The sequence below is a fragment of the Pedobacter yonginensis genome (assembly GCF_003173595.1).
GTDB lineage: Bacteria > Bacteroidota > Bacteroidia > Sphingobacteriales > Sphingobacteriaceae > Pedobacter > Pedobacter yonginense.
The window spans coordinates 152,091-168,851 of record NZ_QGNZ01000001.1; the positions used below are offsets into that span (position 1 = coordinate 152,091).

Consider the following 16,761-nt stretch of genomic DNA (forward strand, 5'->3'; position numbering starts at 1 on the left):
GTATCAAGTGTTGAATATTAAGTTAGGAAAGTTTATCATCAATTAGATTTAATTTTAAAGCATTCCCTTAGTACTTGGTAAAACCATTTTTTCGGCATCACGCTTTATGGCCATTTTAATTGCTTTTGCAAAGGCTTTAAATATAGCCTCAATTTTATGATGTTCGTTATCGCCCTCGGCTTTAATGTTCAAATTGCATTTTGCAGCATCGCTAAACGACTTGAAGAAATGATAAAACATCTCTGTAGGCATATCGCCCACCTTTTCGCGTTTAAATTCTGCATCCCAAACAATCCAGTTTCTGCCACCGAAATCAATCGCCACCTGTGCTAAACAATCGTCCATTGGTAAGCAAAAACCATAACGCTCAATGCCTAATTTATTGCCTAAACCTTTGGCAAAAGCTTCGCCAAGCGCAATTCCGGTATCTTCAATGGTATGGTGTTCGTCAATGTGTAAGTCGCCCTTAGCGATAATCTCTAAATCAACGCTCCCATGTCTGGCAATTTGGTCCAGCATGTGGTCGAAAAAATTTAAGCCCGTTTCAATTTTAGCTTTTCCAGTGCCATCTAAGTCTAAATTGATGGTAATATCGGTTTCGTTGGTTTTACGAACATGGTTAATTTTTCGACTGCCTGCTTTAAGCAAACTGTAAATATCTTCCCATTTCTGGGTTTCCAAAATAATTACATCCAGCAAAGTCTCATGTTTATCCAACGCTTCAGTTGATCCCAAGGCATCATTCTGGCGGAGAAATATTGCTTTCGCACCTAAGTTCTTCGCTAATACGACATCATTTAACCTATCACCAATAACAAAGGAGTTCTGTAAATCATAATCTCCACCCAAATACTTGGTTAACAGTGCTGTACCTGGTTTACGTGTTGGTGCATTGTCTTTGGCAAAAGTACGGTCAATTACTATTTCACTGAAATGCACACCTTCACCTTCAAAGGTGTCGAGCATAAAATTATGTATCGGCCAGAAATTCTCTTCTGGATTTGATGGGGTGCCTAAACCATCCTGATTGGTTACCATAACCAACTCATAATCCATTTCTGATGCAATTTTTGAAAGGTAGTACAACGATCGCGGATAGAATTTTAACTTGGCAAAACTATCTACCTGTTCATCATCAGGTTCAATGTTTAACGTTCCATCACGATCTATAAATAATACTTTTTTCATTGTTTAGAAATTTTTCAGAATGGTGAGCAATTTATCATTTTCTTCTTGGGTACCAACGGTAATCCGCAAACAACCTTCGCACAGAATCACTTTCGAGCGGTCGCGTACAATTATCCCTTCTTCAACTAAAGTGTCGTAAATCTTAGTCGGATTGGTTACTTCAGTCAATATAAAATTTGCATCAGATGGATAAACTTTAGTAACTATGCTCAATTTATTTAACTCGTTGGATAAGCGTTCGCGTTCAGCAACAGATTCTTTGATCCAATTGTTAACCTGTGCAATATTTTTTAGCGCCTCGAAAGCTAAATCTTGCGTAGCCTGATTGATGTTGTAAGGAGGCTTAATTTTATTTAAAACATCAATCACCTTGGTAGAGGAAAATGCCATCCCTAAACGTAATGCAGCTAAACCCCAAGCTTTCGAAAACGTTTGAAGTACAACCAAATTGGCATACTCTGTAAGTTCTTGAATAAAGGTTTTTTGCTTTGCGTAATTGATGTAGGCTTCATCTATCACCACTATACCATTAAAATTCGCCAGAATGGTTTCAATATCCGTTCTGTTTATCGAGTTACCGGTTGGATTATTCGGCGAGCAAATGAAGATGATTTTTGTATGTTGATCGATCGTTTCTGCAATTTTTTCCAAATCCAGTTGGAAGTTTGGAAGCAAGTTAACCTTGCGAATTTCGATATCGTTGATGTTGGCAGAAACCTCATACATTCCGTAAGTAGGCGGTAAAATAACAACGTTATCTTTTCCCGGGTTGCAGAAAGCTCTAAACAACAAATCAATTGCTTCATCACTTCCGTTTCCTAGAAAGGTATTTTCAATAGGCACCCCTTTGATTTTACTAATGGCATCTTTCAAATCCAACTGTAAAGGATCTGGATAGCGGTTGTAATTTGCGGGTAGGGGAGAACCGTAACTGTTCTCATTGGCATCCAAAAAAACAGATGCTTGTCCCTTAAACTCATCTCTTGCGGTAGAGTATGGTTTTAGGTTTCTTATATTTTCTCTTACTAATTCGTTAATATCCATGTTAATTCTTCAATCTAATGGTAATCGCATTCTTGTGTGCTTGCAGTCCTTCTGCTGCAGCAAGTGTTTCAACGGTGTTGCCAATGTTGTTTAAGCCCTTGGTTGATAGGTGTTGGAAGGTTATCTTTTTAAGAAATGCATCAGTTGATACACCAGAATAAGCTTTAGCAAAGCCACTTGTAGGTAAAGTATGGTTTGTTCCCGAAGCATAATCGCCCACACTTTCTGGAGTAAAGTTTCCTAAAAAGACAGAACCTGCATTGATTATCAACGGAATAAGATTTTCAAAGTGCTCAGTGGCTAAAATCAGGTGTTCTGGGGCATATTGATTAGAAAAATCCATCGCAGAATCCAAATTATCAACCAAAATTGCATAAGAATTGGCGATGGCTTTCGTAGCAATTTCCATTCTTGGCAATACAGCCAGCTGAATTTCAACCTGTTTTAAAGTTTCTTCTATAATCTGATTTGAGGTAGCAACCAAAATTGCCTGACTATCAACTCCATGTTCTGCTTGGGCCAATAAATCTGCCGCAACAAATGCTGGATTTGATGTTTCGTCGGCAATTACCAAAACCTCTGATGGGCCCGCGGGCATGTCAATAGCCACTCGGTTTTGAACCATGGTTTTAGCAGTGGTTACATAACGATTTCCAGGGCCATAAATTTTATAAACTTGAGGTACAGTTTCGGTGCCAAATGCCATCGCTGCTACGGCTTGCGCACCACCAACCAAATAAATTTTTTCGATACCCAAAAGCACAGCACAATAAGCCAAGTAGCAGTTTGTTTTACCATCAATTTGTGGAGGCGAGCAAACTACAATCTCTTTGCAACCAGCGATGATTGCAGGGGTTGCCAACATCAAAAACGTGCTCGGTAAAACGGCCGTTCCACCGGGGATGTAAAGACCAACTTTTTCAATCGCTCTCGATTCTCTCCAGCAAACCACGCCTGGCATTGTTTCGATTTTATCCTCGATTTTCAATTGAGATTGGTGGAAGGTTTTGATGTTATGATAGGCCGTTTCAATGGCCTCTTTCGCATCAGCAGGAATGCCAGCGGCAATCTGTTTTAAGTCTTCAACATCTAAAAAGAGCTTGTCTAATTCAACGCCATCAAAAGCTTTGGCGTAATTGATTAGGGCTTGGTCACCATCCTTTTTTACGGCGGTAATAATCTGTGCTACCCGTTCCTCAACTACTTTATCATCCTCAATCTGACGTGAACAAAGTTCTTCAATTTTTGATTTAGATAAATCTGTATAACTGTAGATTTTCAATGTTTTATAATTTAAAATTAACTAATAGTTAACATGAATTTATTGATTTTATGTGATGATTTTTTCGATAGGCATCACCAAAATGCCTTCGGCACCTGCTGCCTTCAGGCTGTTAATTTTATCCCAGAAATCTTCTTCAGCAATAACAGAATGTACGGCAACCCAGTTCGGTTCGAACAATGGAACAATGGTTGGACTCTTAACGCCCGGCAACAAATCGACAACTTTTTGCAGGTTATCTTTCGATACGTTTAACACCACATATTTATTAGATTTCGCACTTAAAACAGAACGAATCCTTTGAAGCAATTCGGCCACTTCAGGATGATTCACTATAGATTTGTTTCCGATTAAAACAGCCTCCGAAGTCATTACATCAGCAAATGGTTTTAAGCCATTGCTCTTAAGTGTTCCGCCGGTTGAAACAATATCAAATATGGCATCACTCAGTCCAAGTCCTGGCCCAATTTCTACCGAACCAGAAATGGTTCTAATGTCAGACTTTATGCCTTTTTCAACTAAGAATTTTTCAAGTATAACAGGGTAAGAGGTTGCGATTGCCTTACCATTTAGGTCTTCCAGTTTTTGGATGTCGCTACCGGTTTGAACGGCAATTTTTAAGGTACATTTTCCAAAGCCCAAACGTTGTAGATATTCTACCCCAGCCTTAGTTTCTGTAATCACGTTTTCCCCAACAATACCCAAGTCGGCTATGCCATCTTGAACGTATTCTGGTATATCATCATCACGAAGAAAAAGGATCTCTAATGGAAAATTTTGGACGGTTGAAATTAGCGAGCTTTTATAGTTTTCGAAAGAAAGACCACAATTTTTTAATATTTCTACCGATTTTTCGTTTAACCTACCCGATTTTTGGATAGCGATTTTAAGTGTTTTCAAAGTATTGTATATAAAATGAACAAGAAATAATTTTACGGAAAAAAAGTTTTGAAGTACAAAACAAACATATCATATCGCCTATTGGCGATGGTGCAAATGTAAGTGATGGTTCAAAGTTAATTCCATAATTTATTTATGCTTGTATCAATACTTCTAGCTGATCAGCGCTGGCAAAGATAAAGATAGAAATGGGAAATCAAAAAAATATGGCACTTAATTTGCCCTTTATGGGTTTTTTAATTCCATTACTTTTATTTTTGATCATTAATTAATACATTTTGAAGAACTTCCGCATTCTGCTCATCCCTTTTATTTTAACTATTTCTGCTTGTGGGTGGTTTAAACAGCCTCCAGAAATTGGGAAGGTGCTGTCGGAGCATTTTAAAAACAAAATCTATAAAGACTTTGATACCGTAGCATACGACAGTGTTTTTGTAAAAACGTTGGACAGTTTGAATAATGCTTTTGTCAATCCGAAAACGATTAAGGCATTTTACGCAAGTCATCATTCGCAACCTAAATTGGTCACCAAATTTTTTGTAGATGGAGGTTTGGATAGCCTAAGTCAGTATTTACAAAACAGTACGATTCACGGATTTAATCCAAAGGTTTTCAAAACGCAAGAAATTAGAAACTTACTGGAGCAACTATCGGCCAATACATTTAAAAAAGTTGAAGAAAGCTACCCCGTTATCGCAAGGTTAGAATTGCTTTCGGCCAATGCCTATCTAAACTATACCAACTATTTAAAATTCGGCGTTGTTAACCCGCGTAACCTATTTTCTAGGTATTACATTAAGGTTAAAAGACCAGATAGCGTTGGCATGATTAAATTGCTCGATTCGGAACATATCTTGGATACTTTAAGAGCTGTACAACCCAAATCGGCGCAATACAGAGCTTTGCAAACTGCTTATTTGAATGCTTCTTCAGAGGATGAAAAAAGAATTCTTTCCCTAAACATGGAACGCTATCGTTGGAAATTGCCAGAAACGGGTGAGAATTATGTGCAAGTGAACATACCAGATTTCAAACTAACTTGGTTTGATAAACAAGATACCTTGATCAGTATGAAAGTGTGCGTAGGTGGTAAGCGCGAGGCAGGTTATGAAGATAAACTTAAAGCCTTTGCCAAGTCAGGCAATTTAGATGATAAACCCAAAAATCACGAAACGCCACTTTTATTCAGCAAAATCAATTCCATTCAAGCCAATCCAATTTGGAACATCCCAGTTAGTATTGCTCAAAGCGAAATTTATTGGATGGCAAGAAAAGATCCTTACTATTTATCTAATAGTAACATTAAGGTGTATTATAAAGATAAACTTATTGGCGAGCCAGATACAATCAACTGGAACAAATATTCGAGAGATAAATTACCTTTTAAATTTAAACAAGGATCTGGTGGGGGTAATGCCTTAGGTAAGTTCAAGTTCATTTTCGATAACGGTTCGAGTATCTATCTACATGATACGAATAACAAAAACGGTTTTAATTTAGCCAATAGAGCGATAAGCCATGGTTGTGTAAGAATTGAAAAACCGCTAGAGTTTGCAGAACTATTGGTTAAAGATCCATATACGTATGATAAACTTAGGGCTGAAGTAGATTTGCCTCCTGTTGACAGTACACATAATAAATGGTATAAAAAACGTATGGCTGCAAAAGCTGATACCACCAAATCTTTTCAATTGAAACCAGCATGGTTTGGTCCGAAAAAACCTGTACCACTTATTATCACCTACCTTACCGCTTGGTCTCAAAACGATAAAATCGAATACAGACCAGATATTTATGGCTTAGATGAGAAACTTTGGGCAGCGATGAAAAAGTTTAGATAAGTTTTAAATTGTGATTTCTTCGCTGTTATTTTAAAGAATCAGTAGTTTTGTGTTGTTTTTACACAAACACCCTATGATCAATCAAAATATTAAAATAGCAGTCGATGCAATTGTATTCGGTTACCATAACGGCATTGTATATGTGCTGGCGGTTCAACAAAAATTTGGAAAATTAGCAAACCACTGGGTACTACCAGGCGGATTTATCCGAGATGATGAACCACTGATTCAGGGTGTTGAGCGTGAACTCCAAGAAGAAACAGGCGTAACGGTTAGCTATTTGGAACAACTCAAAACCTTTGGCGATGATGTTGCGCGAGACGAAAGATTTAGGGTAATTTCTGTTGCTTATTTTGCTTTGGTAAACCCGAAGAATTTTGTTTTAAAAGCAGATACAGATGCAAAGAATGCGAAGTGGTTCGCCATTAAAGATGTACCCAAATTGGGTTACGAGCACAATGAAATGGTACAATTGGCACACGCCCGATTAAAAAATAAATTAACCTATCAGCCAATTGGCTTTGACTTATTGGATCAAGAGTTTTTATTCTCAGATCTTGAAAATTTGTATTGCTCTATTCTGGAGCAAGATATCGATAGAAGGAATTTCAGAAAAAAAATACTCAGCTTCGGTATCTTGGAAGAAACAGGTAAAGTGGTAAAAAAAGGCTCTAGCGGCCGTCCGGGAGAACTTTTTAGTTTTGATAAAGAGAAATACGATCAATTGCTCAAAGATAATTTTCAATTTGAAATTAAGTTTGCGTAAAAAAAACGCAAATAATTTTTGAATTTTAAATTTCATTATTATATTTGTGTAAATAATACGCAAATATATGTTGAATTTAAATCCGAGTTTTACACCGCTAGGCGAAAAAAACTCAATCGAGTACAAATCTTTTACTTTTGCAGGTGGTGAGCCACACATTAAAATCGCTAATCATTTTGATGCATCAAGTTCCGTAACCATCACCCACAGAATAAACGCATTTAATGATTTGGGATTAATTTGTGTAACGGTTGATGCCCTAAAAAGAATGGGCGTTAAAGAAATAGAATTGTTTATTCCTTATTTTCCGGCGGCCAGGCAAGATCGGGTTATGATTCCGGGAGAACCATTATCAGTTAAAGTGTATGCAGATATCATCAATAACCTCGGCCTAAATCGCGTTACCGTTTTCGATCCACATAGTGAGGTTACACCAGCACTGCTAAACAATTGCGAGGTCATTCCAAATCACGAATTTATCAAACAAGTGGTTGCCATTATGGGGAGTGAACCTAAATTAATTTCTCCCGACGGTGGTGCGCTAAAGAAAATTTATAAAGTATCTGAGTATTTAGGTGGTAAAGAAGTGGTAGAATGTTCTAAAAGCCGTGATGTAAAAACAGGGAAACTTTCAGGCTTTAGAGTTTATACAGAAGATTTGAATGGTCAGGATTGTTTAATTGTGGATGATATTTGCGATGGGGGCGGAACTTTCATTGGCTTAGCCGAAGAACTGAAAAGAAAAAATGCTGGAAAACTTTATCTCGCCATTAGTCATGGTATATTTAGTAAAGGGTTTGACGAATTGAGTCAATACTTCGACAAAATTTTCACCACCGATTCGGTTAAGGATATTGAACATGCTGCTGTAACTCAAATCAAATTACAAGCTTTATTATAGTATTGGTTATTGGAAGATCGAAAATATAAAGTAACGGTTTCCAATCAGCATCAAAAATTTATGAAGAGAACATTAGTAATAGGCGATATTCACGGCGGTTTGAAAGGCTTAATGCAACTTCAGAAGAGCGTGCAATTTACCAGTGAAGATCAATTGATTTTTCTGGGCGACTATGTTGATGGTTGGAGCGATTCTGCCCAAACGATTAATTACCTTATAGAATTAGAAAATCATTTTGAATGTGTATTTATCAAAGGAAATCATGATGTGTGGTGCTTAGATTGGCTTCGTACACAAGATGTACACGAAGTATGGTACAAAAGTGGAGGCAAATCTACTATCGAGAGCTACAAGCATGTTGAGGATAGCGTTAAAGAGCAGCACATCGACTTTTTTGAAAGATTGATCAATTACCATGTCGATTCGCAAAACAACCTGTTTATACATGCCGGTTTCTCCTCCATGTACGGGCCAGAAAAAGAAGCCAATCCATCAACTTACTGTTGGGATAGAACCCTTTGGGAGATGGCAATCGCTACCGATAGTCGAATTCCAAAAGATTCACTCCTGTATCCCAAAAGATTATTGTGCTTTAATGAAATCTACATTGGTCATACCCCAACACTTAATTATAAAATTGATGTCCCAATGAATGCCTGCAATGTTTGGAATATAGATACGGGAGCAGCCTTTACCGGAAAATTAAGTTGCTTAGATGTTGATACAAAACAATTTTGGCAAAGTGAAACACTTCAAAATCATTACCCAAACGAAACAGGAAGAAATTAAAATTAAAAAAAAATAAAAACATGAATCCATTATTATTAACAGATGGTTACAAAGTAGATCATCGGAGACAATACCCAGATCATACAACGCTTGTTTATTCGAACTGGACACCAAGAAAAAGTAGATTAGAAAATGTGAATTCTGTTGTGCTTTTCGGATTGCAATACTTCATCAAAAAATACATCATTCAAGATTTTGATCAAAACTTTTTTGCCCAACCCAAAGCAGAAATTTTGAAAAAATATGCGCGAAGAATTAACAACTATTTAGGTGAGAATTTGGTTGGAACGCAACATATTGCAGATTTGCACGATTTAGGCTACATCCCGATGGTATTTAAATCTTTGCCAGAAGGTGCAGAAGTGCCATTGCGTGTACCTATGTTTACCATGTACAACACCAAGCCGGAGTTTTTTTGGCTCACCAACTATTTCGAAACGCTATTATCAGCCGTGGTTTGGTTACCCTGCAACTCAGCAACCATCGCCAAACAGTATCGTAAAATTTTAGATCAATATGCGGCAGAAACTTCTTCTGTACCTGAATTTGTAGATTGGCAAGGACACGATTTTTCTATGCGTGGAATGGGTGGTATAGAAGCTGCGGTTACATCTGCTGCCGGGCATTTACTTAGTTTTACCGGTACCGACACCATCCCAGCAATAGATTTTTTAGAAACCTATTACAATGCCAACTCTGATGAGGAATTTATCGGCGGATCTGTAGCCGCAACCGAACATTCTGTAATGTGCATGGGTACAAATACTGGTGAGCTCGATACATTTAAACGGTTGATCTTGGAAGTCTATCCGAAAGGCATTGTATCAATTGTTTCGGATACGTGGGATTTATGGAAAGTTTTAACCGAGTATTTGCCTCAATTAAAGCAAGATATAATTGGTAGAGCAGGTAAAGTGGTTATCCGCCCCGATTCTGGAGATCCAATCGATATCATCTGTGGAAATCCGAACGGAAAAAATGAAAATGAGAAAAAAGGGGTGATTGAATTGTTATGGGATGTTTTTGGCGGTACCATTAACCAGAAAGGTTATAAAGAATTAATCCCTCAAATAGGCGCCATTTATGGCGATAGTATTACCACCGAGCGTGCAACCAAAATATGTGAAAAATTAAAGGCCAAAGGCTTTGCATCAACAAATGTGGTATTCGGAATAGGCTCTTTTACCTATCAATACAATACAAGAGATACATTTGGTTTCGCCATGAAAGCCACCTACGGAGAAGTTAATGGTATTGGAAGAGAAATTTTTAAAGACCCAATTACAGATGATGGTACAAAAAAATCGGCCAAAGGGTTGTTACAGGTTATTAAAAATGCCGCTGGCGAATATCAATTAAAAGATCAATGCAGTTGGGAAGAAGAACAACAAGGAGAACTGAAAGAGGTTTTCAGAGACGGAAAATTGCTGATCGATTATTCCTTATCCGAAATTAGGGAAAGATTAAAGAATAAGTAACTTTGCAGAATTCTAACTGGCTATGGATTGATTCGATAGCCAGTTCTTGTTTTTTTGACCATAAAAGGTCGAGAAATTTTATATGAAAGAAAATCCAACTTTTAACCATCAAGCTGATTTAGTAAATAGTGCCATTCGGTTCATCAATTCATGGTTTAAACAATCCAAAGCCATTACCCAAGAATTGAATGATTTCTTTATGCTTCCTGGAAGCAAAATGATTGGTAAAGACGTTATTGTAAGTCGGTTAAAAGGTATTTTTGGAAAATCAGATGAATACGTTGGCGGGCGTTACGACATTATAGATGTCAATTTTGAGTTGTTAAGCGATGGTAAAGGAATGGGCTTTGTAGAAGGTGTGGCAGGTTACCGAAACGTCGTTCAAAAGCAATCCAAAATTGTAAGCGGTCCATTTAAGTTATACTTCGCCTTGCATAATGGTGAATGGAAAATTGTAAATATTGAATTCCCTGGTTTTGTTTATTAAGCACTTAATAACCAGTAGAAGGATTAAAATGGAATACTTCCGAAAATCTGTATATTTGAGTTACGGTTGAGGATTTATTCATAGCTAAGCTGATTGGAGATTCAAGTATTACAATTAGCCATTCAAATTGATGATGTTGATACATAAACGGGTTAAAACTTTAAAATCAGCAATATTTAGCCTTTTAAGAGATGAAAGATACCTCAGATGAAATAAAAGCAATGCACCTTAAACTATGGCTTTCAAAAAACCTACGGAAAGATTGCTACAACTGTTAATCGACAATGAATCTCTTTATAAATTTGGTGTAATATCAAATCTGAAGCTAAAAGAAATATTTTCAATGATAAATAAAGGGTTTATACCCACTTTCCATAATTTTTCTATCTTTGTTTTTTAATGAATTTCCTGTATCCGGGCTTTCTTTTTGCACTCATTGCGGTCGCCATTCCGATCATCATTCATTTATTCAATTTTAGGAAGTTTAAGAGAGTATATTTTTCTAACGTTCAGCTACTTACAGAAGTAGAACATCAAAATTCTTCAAGAGAGAAAATAAAGAATCTACTTATTTTATTTGCTCGCATTTTAGCGCTAATCTTTTTGGTGTTGGCTTTCTCGCAACCCTATATTCCACAAAAGAACCAAAAAAACAATCGTTTAAATAATGCGGTAAGCATCTATATCGATAATTCGTATAGCATGGAAGCCATAAATAAAGATGGCAATTTGCTGGATGAGGCAAAACGTAGGGCTAAAGAACTTGTAAAGGGTTTTGGTTTAAACGATCGTTTCCAACTCTTAACGAATGATTTTGAAGGCAAGCACCAGCGCTTACTAAATCAAGAAGAATTTTTAAAAGCTTTAGACGACGTTAAAATCTCGGCATCTAACCGCAACCTACAACAAATTCTCAATCGGCAGGCCAATGTTTTGGTGGGTTCCGCAAATCAATACAGTTTTGTTATTTCCGATTTCCAGAAAAACATTTCCACCGTCCAAAAACTCAATACCAAGCCAGATATTCAGTATTCATTTGTTAAACTCAATGCCACGCCATTACCCAACATCGCAATTGATAGCGTTTGGACACTTTCTCCAAACCACCAACCGGGTGCAAGCGAAAAGTTAGTGGTACAGTTAAAAAACTATTCGGATGAGGAAGCCCTAAATGTGCCCTTGAAGCTGAACATCAACAACCAGCAAAAAGGCCTGAGTTCGATAAGCATTCCGGCAGGCAAAATTAAAAGAGATACCCTTAATTTTTCAGGATTAAGCGCTCGATGGCAAAAAGGAATCTTAACCATTAAAGATTATCCAGTAACCTTTGATGATAGCTTATCGTTTAGTTTTAAAGTGGATGAAAGTTTGGCTGTATTAAGCATTAATGGAAACGCTGCGGGCAATTACATCAAAATGCTTTATGGGGTAGATTCGTACTATAAACTGACCGAAAATGCAGAAAGTAATGTAAACTACAGTCGTTTTGCAAACTATAGCTTAATTGTGCTTAATGGCCTAAAAAATCCCTCAAGTGGTTTGGCTCAGCAGCTTAAAACCTATTTAAATGGTGGTGGTTATGTTGTTATTTTTCCAGATTTGGATGGCGATCGTCCGAGCTACAATTCATTTTTAAGCAGCCTTTCCTTACCAAATATTCAATCCTTAAATAGTGAGGCAAACAAGGTTGAAAAAATTGATTTAGAAAATCCGATTTTTAAAACTGTATTCGAAGAGGTACCTAAAAATTTAGATTTGCCTACCGTAAATAGGTACTTTTCTTTTGTCGAGAACAATCAATCCAATAAAGAAAACATTATGCAATTGCCTGGTGGAAAGCTATTTTTCGCCAAATATGGTGTTGGTAATGGACAAATTTACCTATCGGCAAGTGGTTTAAACCCAAAGGATGGTAACCTTGCACGCCACCCGGTATTTGTGCCCTTAATGTATCGCATAACCTTAAATGGGGGGCAAGAACAAGCGCTATACGCCAACTTGGGTAACGATCATGTTTTATCAAGCAAGCAAATTGCCTTGGGTAAAAACCAATCGCTAAAACTCCTATCTAAAAATTTCGAAGCCATTCCCGAAGTTCGCCAAATGGCAGGCAAAACGCTGATTTATACCGCAGATCAAATTAAAACGGCAGGTTTTTATAATTTGCAACTGGCAGATTCCTTGCTGGCCGTTTATAGTTTTAATATTGGCAGGTCAGAATCTGATATGCACTACCTCGCTAAAACTGATCTGGATAACTTGGCCGACAAAAGTAATTTTAAAGTGTTTGATGCAGATAAAGATCCCGTGAAATTAATTGTTGGCGACAACAAAATCGGGCAAACTTTATGGAAACTTTGTCTAATTTTGTCGCTGATTTTTATTGCAATCGAAATTTTGCTCATCAGATTTTTTAACAACCCTAAAAAAACAATATGAATCTCCTTGTTAAGAATGTAACCATCGTAGATCCGCAAAGTAGTTTTAATAGCAAACAATGCGACGTTCGGGTGGTAGATGGTAAGATTAAAAACATAGGTAAACTAGAGGCCGAAAAAACCGAAACGGTTTTTGATGCTGAAGGTGCCTTCTTAACACCAGGATTTTTCGATTTAAACAGTGTTGCTGGCGATCCGGGTTACGAAACGAAAGAAGATATTGAAACCTTAACCGCTGCCGCACAGGCGGGTGGATTTACCGGTTTAGCGCTACTGCCACAGGCAAATCCGGTGGTTCAGTCAAAATCACAGGTCGAGTACATCGTTAACAAAGCAAAAAATAATTTGGTTGATGTAAAGCCAATAGGTGCCATTAGTCAAAACCGAGAGGCTAAAGAGCTTGCTGAACTTTTTGATATGCAAAGGGCAGGAGCGGTGGCTTTTTCGGATGGAGATCGGGCATTGCAAGATGATGGCTTTATGAGCAGAGCCTTGCAATATGCAAAAGGTTTCGATGCATTGTTGATGGTTTATCCTGAAAACAAATCGATAGCCGGAAAATCACAAATTAATGAGAGCAAAAACTCTGTGCTGCTTGGCATGAAGGGCTTACCTGCTTTGGCAGAAGAAATGCACATTGCTCGCGATATTTTCTTAGCCACCTACAACGAAACTAAAATTCACATCAGCAATATTTCTACGGCTGGTTCAGTAGCACTGATTCGCAAAGCCAAAAAAGAGGGCGTTCAAATTACCTGCGATGTTACCGCCCACCACTTGGTTTTTACCGAAGAACTTTTAAACGATTTTGATAGCAATTACAAAGTGAAACCCCCATTGCGTGCAAAGGCAGATGTAAAAGCATTAATTGCAGGTTTAAAGGACGGAACGATTGATGCGATAACCTCGCAACACCGCCCCGAAGAAATCGAATTTAAAAACGTAGAATTTGAAATTGCACATTATGGCATCATTGCCCTGCAAACCGTTTTACCACTATTGTTAAAAGCAGGATTGGAACCGAACCTGATTGTAGAAAAATTAGCCATTAACCCACGAAAATTATTAAATTTAAATATTCCGTTAATTGAAGAAGGGGCAGAAGCAAATTTCACCGTTTTGGCAACAAATAAAAAGTGGATGTACAATGCCGCAAGCAATTACTCAAAATCGGCTAATAGCCCTCTTATGAATACTGAATTGACAGGAAAAGCAATTTTGGTTTACAATAACCATCAATACAAACAAAACTAGAATTAAAAAAATAATTAAAAAACAGAGAAGCATTTAATGCCTACTGGTTTTTTAATTTCTTAAATATTAATTATGGATAATAGAGTAAAAAAGGCGCTAAGCGCATCAATAAATAAATATGCTGAGGTTTCGGCAATCAATGTTGAAGGTTTTGAAACGGAATTATTAGCGGCTTTTGAGCTTGAAGTTAACTTTTTGGATAAAGCAACTGCTTTTGATGCCGTTTTTGATTCGCATCCGACATTTGAGGCGCTTAGGGAGGTTTTCTTCGATTTACTGATGGTGAACTTCTTCAGTAATGATGTACAGAAATTAGAAGATGATTATTTAGAAGGAGAGGAGTGGGCCAATATTGAAGAAGAAACCATTGATAGAGGAACGGAGCTTTTAAATCTACTTTTGTATATTAAAGAATGCAAAGACGAGGAACTCGATCCAGAATTAGGCGATTTTCTTAAAGAATTTTTATTGGTAGAAGATGATGAATTTCAAGATGAGTTTGAGATTTATGAGGAACTAATTAGTAACCAGCAACTTGCTGAAAGCAGTGTAGAAGAAATTTGCAAAATTGCACCAAGCCTAAACTTGAGTGAAGAAATGCAGGAGTTGTTTGTTCCGTTCATGGTATTTTTCCTTGACACAGAAGGAAGTGCAGAAACAAGCAAAGAAATAATTCAATTTAGTCGTAACAAATCATTCGATGCTGCTACTTATACATTAATTACTACAATTAATAACTAAATTATAAATCAAATGGAACAACAAATCGCTCAAGAAGAAAAAAAACCGAATGCATTGGCATTTCAGGTGGCCATTACCTTTGCCCTTTACACTTTGGCACTCATATTTGTGATGAACCTGCTCGGCATGAGTACACAAATAGAAGGTACGCCTCTCTGGCAGAAAGTTATTTCTGTGGTATTATCTTACGGAACATTTATAATTGCCATTTATTACGCTCAGAATAAACACAAACAGGATTTAGGCGGGTTTATCACGTATTCTCGAGCATTTTCTACAGGTTTCAAGGTAGCTGCTTATTCAGGCTTATTCATCGGTTTATTAATGATGCTTTACTATGGCGTAGTTGATCCGGGCGCAATGCAAGATATTTTAGATGCGCAAATTAAAGCCGCAGGAGATAACGAGCAAACGCTTAAAGGCATCGAAATGATGAGTAAATATATGATTTACATGATTGCATTTGGTTCGGCAATTACTTACACACTATTTGGATTGGTAATTAGCTTGATTACGGCTGCGGTTGTAAAAAAAGAACGCATATAATTTCATTGCTAAAACAATCAAAATTTTTGAACGTGCAGGTTTTATCATTTAAATTGATGAAATTTGCACGTTTTAGTTTAGAATAGTTTGTGGATGGGCGGCAAGTCTGAAACAAAATATTTATTTCTTGATACTCATAAATGGACATATCAGTAGTAATACCCTTATTTAATGAAGATGAATCTTTGCCCGAGTTAACGGCATGGATTGCTAAAGTAATGAACGAGAACAATTTCAGTTACGAAATTGTGTTGGTTGATGATGGCAGCACAGATCAATCTTGGGCGGTAATTGAATCTCTAAGAGCACAAAACGATGCCATAAAAGGAATTAAATTTAGGAGAAACTACGGAAAATCTGCCGCATTAAATGTTGGTTTTGAGGCTACACAAGGCGATGTAATCATTACGATGGATGCCGATTTACAAGATAGTCCAGATGAAATTCCAGAATTGTATCGCCGCATAAAAGAAGAAAAACTCGATTTAATTTCCGGTTGGAAGAAGAAACGTTACGATCCAATAACCAAAACCCTCCCTACAAAATTATTTAATGCCGCCACCCGAAAAATGAGTGGAATAGAATTGAACGATTTTAACTGTGGCTTAAAAGCCTATAGAAGCGATGTAATTAAAACCATAGAAGTTTATGGGGAAATGCACCGTTACATTCCAGTAATTGCCAAATGGGCAGGTTTTAATAAAATTGCTGAACAAGTGGTTGAGCACCGAGCCCGCAAATATGGGACGACCAAATTCGGTTTCAGCAGGTTTATCAACGGCTTTTTAGATTTACTTTCCATTTTCTTTGTGGGTAAATTCGGCAAGAGACCAATGCATTTTTTTGGCTCTTTGGGCGTGTTGAGTTTTTTTATCGGCATCGTAATGGCACTGTACATCTTGTTTGAAAAAAAATATTTGATTTGGCAAGGTTTGGCTTACCGCGATGTAACCGATCAACCACTTTTTTATTTATCGCTTGTAGCCATTGTAGTGGGTTCGCAAATGTTCTTAGCCGGATTTATCGCTGAGTTATTGTCGCGTAACGCACCAGAAAGAAATCAATATTTAATCGAAAAGAAACTCGATTAGCTAATGAGCTAATTG

General features: G+C 37.2%; 15 protein-coding genes. 11 read left to right on the forward strand and 4 right to left on the reverse strand.

The features are described 5' to 3' along the window. Positions 1-54 precede the first annotated feature (54 nt). From hisB to hisG, 4 genes are read right to left on the reverse strand one after another with little or no spacing between them, the layout of a single operon-like run. The gene (gene hisB / locus DHW03_RS00735; protein WP_109923864.1) at positions 55-1,188 is read right to left on the reverse strand and encodes a bifunctional histidinol-phosphatase/imidazoleglycerol-phosphate dehydratase HisB; all 1,134 of its coding nucleotides are present in this window, start codon (positions 1,186-1,188) and stop codon (positions 55-57) included. 3 nt (positions 1,189-1,191) lie between these two features. Then, on the reverse strand, positions 1,192-2,232 hold the full coding sequence (gene hisC, locus DHW03_RS00740) for a histidinol-phosphate transaminase (RefSeq protein WP_109923865.1): 1,041 nt from the start codon (positions 2,230-2,232) through the stop codon (positions 1,192-1,194). A gap of 1 nt (position 2,233) precedes the next feature. Further along, positions 2,234-3,514 (reverse strand): histidinol dehydrogenase, encoded by a 1,281-nt coding sequence (gene hisD / locus DHW03_RS00745; RefSeq protein WP_109923866.1) that lies wholly within the window; start codon positions 3,512-3,514, stop codon positions 2,234-2,236. A gap of 48 nt (positions 3,515-3,562) precedes the next feature. Then, positions 3,563-4,414 (reverse strand): ATP phosphoribosyltransferase, encoded by an 852-nt coding sequence (gene hisG / locus DHW03_RS00750; protein WP_109923867.1) that lies wholly within the window; start codon positions 4,412-4,414, stop codon positions 3,563-3,565. Between the two features lie 278 nt (positions 4,415-4,692). On the opposite strand from hisG, the gene DHW03_RS00755 reads away from it, so the two are divergent. The 11 genes from DHW03_RS00755 to DHW03_RS00805 all read left to right on the forward strand — a co-directional run bounded on the left by DHW03_RS00755 (position 4,693) and on the right by DHW03_RS00805 (position 16,746). After that, a complete protein-coding gene (locus DHW03_RS00755; protein WP_109923868.1) occupies positions 4,693-6,255 on the forward strand; it encodes a L,D-transpeptidase family protein in 1,563 nt (520 codons plus the stop codon). A 73-nt stretch (positions 6,256-6,328) separates the two neighbouring features. Beyond that, positions 6,329-7,021 carry an NUDIX hydrolase gene (locus DHW03_RS00760; protein ID WP_109923869.1) on the forward strand — a complete coding sequence of 231 codons (693 nt, stop codon included), beginning with the start codon at positions 6,329-6,331 and terminating at the stop codon, positions 7,019-7,021. Positions 7,022-7,088: 67 nt separating this feature from the next. After that, positions 7,089-7,922: a ribose-phosphate diphosphokinase gene (prs, locus tag DHW03_RS00765; protein WP_109923870.1), complete on the forward strand. Its 834-nt coding sequence runs from the start codon at positions 7,089-7,091 to the stop codon at positions 7,920-7,922. A 60-nt stretch (positions 7,923-7,982) separates the two neighbouring features. Continuing rightward, positions 7,983-8,711: a metallophosphoesterase family protein gene (locus tag DHW03_RS00770; protein WP_109924955.1), complete on the forward strand. Its 729-nt coding sequence runs from the start codon at positions 7,983-7,985 to the stop codon at positions 8,709-8,711. Positions 8,712-8,731: 20 nt separating this feature from the next. Continuing rightward, positions 8,732-10,189, forward strand: coding sequence for a nicotinate phosphoribosyltransferase (locus tag DHW03_RS00775; RefSeq protein ID WP_109923871.1), 1,458 nt, complete (start codon positions 8,732-8,734; stop codon positions 10,187-10,189). Between the two features lie 82 nt (positions 10,190-10,271). Further along, positions 10,272-10,676, forward strand: a complete 405-nt coding sequence (locus DHW03_RS00780; protein WP_109923872.1) for a hypothetical protein — start codon at positions 10,272-10,274, stop codon at positions 10,674-10,676. 399 nt (positions 10,677-11,075) lie between these two features. After that, complete coding sequence (locus tag DHW03_RS00785; protein WP_109923873.1) at positions 11,076-13,115, forward strand: vWA domain-containing protein; 2,040 nt, start codon at positions 11,076-11,078, stop codon at positions 13,113-13,115. Next, positions 13,112-14,368: a dihydroorotase gene (locus tag DHW03_RS00790; RefSeq protein WP_109923874.1), complete on the forward strand. Its 1,257-nt coding sequence runs from the start codon at positions 13,112-13,114 to the stop codon at positions 14,366-14,368. Before DHW03_RS00785 ends, DHW03_RS00790 begins: the two co-directional genes overlap by 4 nt. Positions 14,369-14,440: 72 nt before the next feature. Further along, complete coding sequence (locus tag DHW03_RS00795) at positions 14,441-15,109, forward strand: hypothetical protein (RefSeq protein ID WP_109923875.1); 669 nt, start codon at positions 14,441-14,443, stop codon at positions 15,107-15,109. A gap of 12 nt (positions 15,110-15,121) precedes the next feature. Next, positions 15,122-15,655: a DUF4199 domain-containing protein gene (locus DHW03_RS00800; RefSeq protein WP_109923876.1), complete on the forward strand. Its 534-nt coding sequence runs from the start codon at positions 15,122-15,124 to the stop codon at positions 15,653-15,655. A 140-nt stretch (positions 15,656-15,795) separates the two neighbouring features. Further along, positions 15,796-16,746: a glycosyltransferase family 2 protein gene (locus DHW03_RS00805; RefSeq protein WP_109923877.1), complete on the forward strand. Its 951-nt coding sequence runs from the start codon at positions 15,796-15,798 to the stop codon at positions 16,744-16,746. Positions 16,747-16,761 lie beyond the last annotated feature (15 nt).

Bases quoted from the DNA above. Each gene is read 5' to 3' on its own strand.
- prs (WP_109923870.1), top strand. From the start codon at position 7,089: ATGTTGAATTTAAATCCGAGTTTTACACCGCTAGGCGAAAAAAACTCA.
- DHW03_RS00780 (WP_109923872.1), top strand. From the start codon at position 10,272: ATGAAAGAAAATCCAACTTTTAACCATCAAGCTGATTTAGTAAATAGT.
- hisB (WP_109923864.1), bottom strand. From the start codon at position 1,188: ATGAAAAAAGTATTATTTATAGATCGTGATGGAACGTTAAACATTGAA.
- DHW03_RS00790 (WP_109923874.1), top strand. From the start codon at position 13,112: ATGAATCTCCTTGTTAAGAATGTAACCATCGTAGATCCGCAAAGTAGT.
- DHW03_RS00800 (WP_109923876.1), top strand. From the start codon at position 15,122: ATGGAACAACAAATCGCTCAAGAAGAAAAAAAACCGAATGCATTGGCA.
- DHW03_RS00805 (WP_109923877.1), top strand. From the start codon at position 15,796: ATGGACATATCAGTAGTAATACCCTTATTTAATGAAGATGAATCTTTG.
- DHW03_RS00760 (WP_109923869.1), top strand. From the start codon at position 6,329: ATGATCAATCAAAATATTAAAATAGCAGTCGATGCAATTGTATTCGGT.
- hisC (WP_109923865.1), bottom strand. From the start codon at position 2,232: ATGGATATTAACGAATTAGTAAGAGAAAATATAAGAAACCTAAAACCA.
- DHW03_RS00795 (WP_109923875.1), top strand. From the start codon at position 14,441: ATGGATAATAGAGTAAAAAAGGCGCTAAGCGCATCAATAAATAAATAT.
- DHW03_RS00775 (WP_109923871.1), top strand. From the start codon at position 8,732: ATGAATCCATTATTATTAACAGATGGTTACAAAGTAGATCATCGGAGA.
- DHW03_RS00770 (WP_109924955.1), top strand. From the start codon at position 7,983: ATGAAGAGAACATTAGTAATAGGCGATATTCACGGCGGTTTGAAAGGC.
- DHW03_RS00785 (WP_109923873.1), top strand. From the start codon at position 11,076: ATGAATTTCCTGTATCCGGGCTTTCTTTTTGCACTCATTGCGGTCGCC.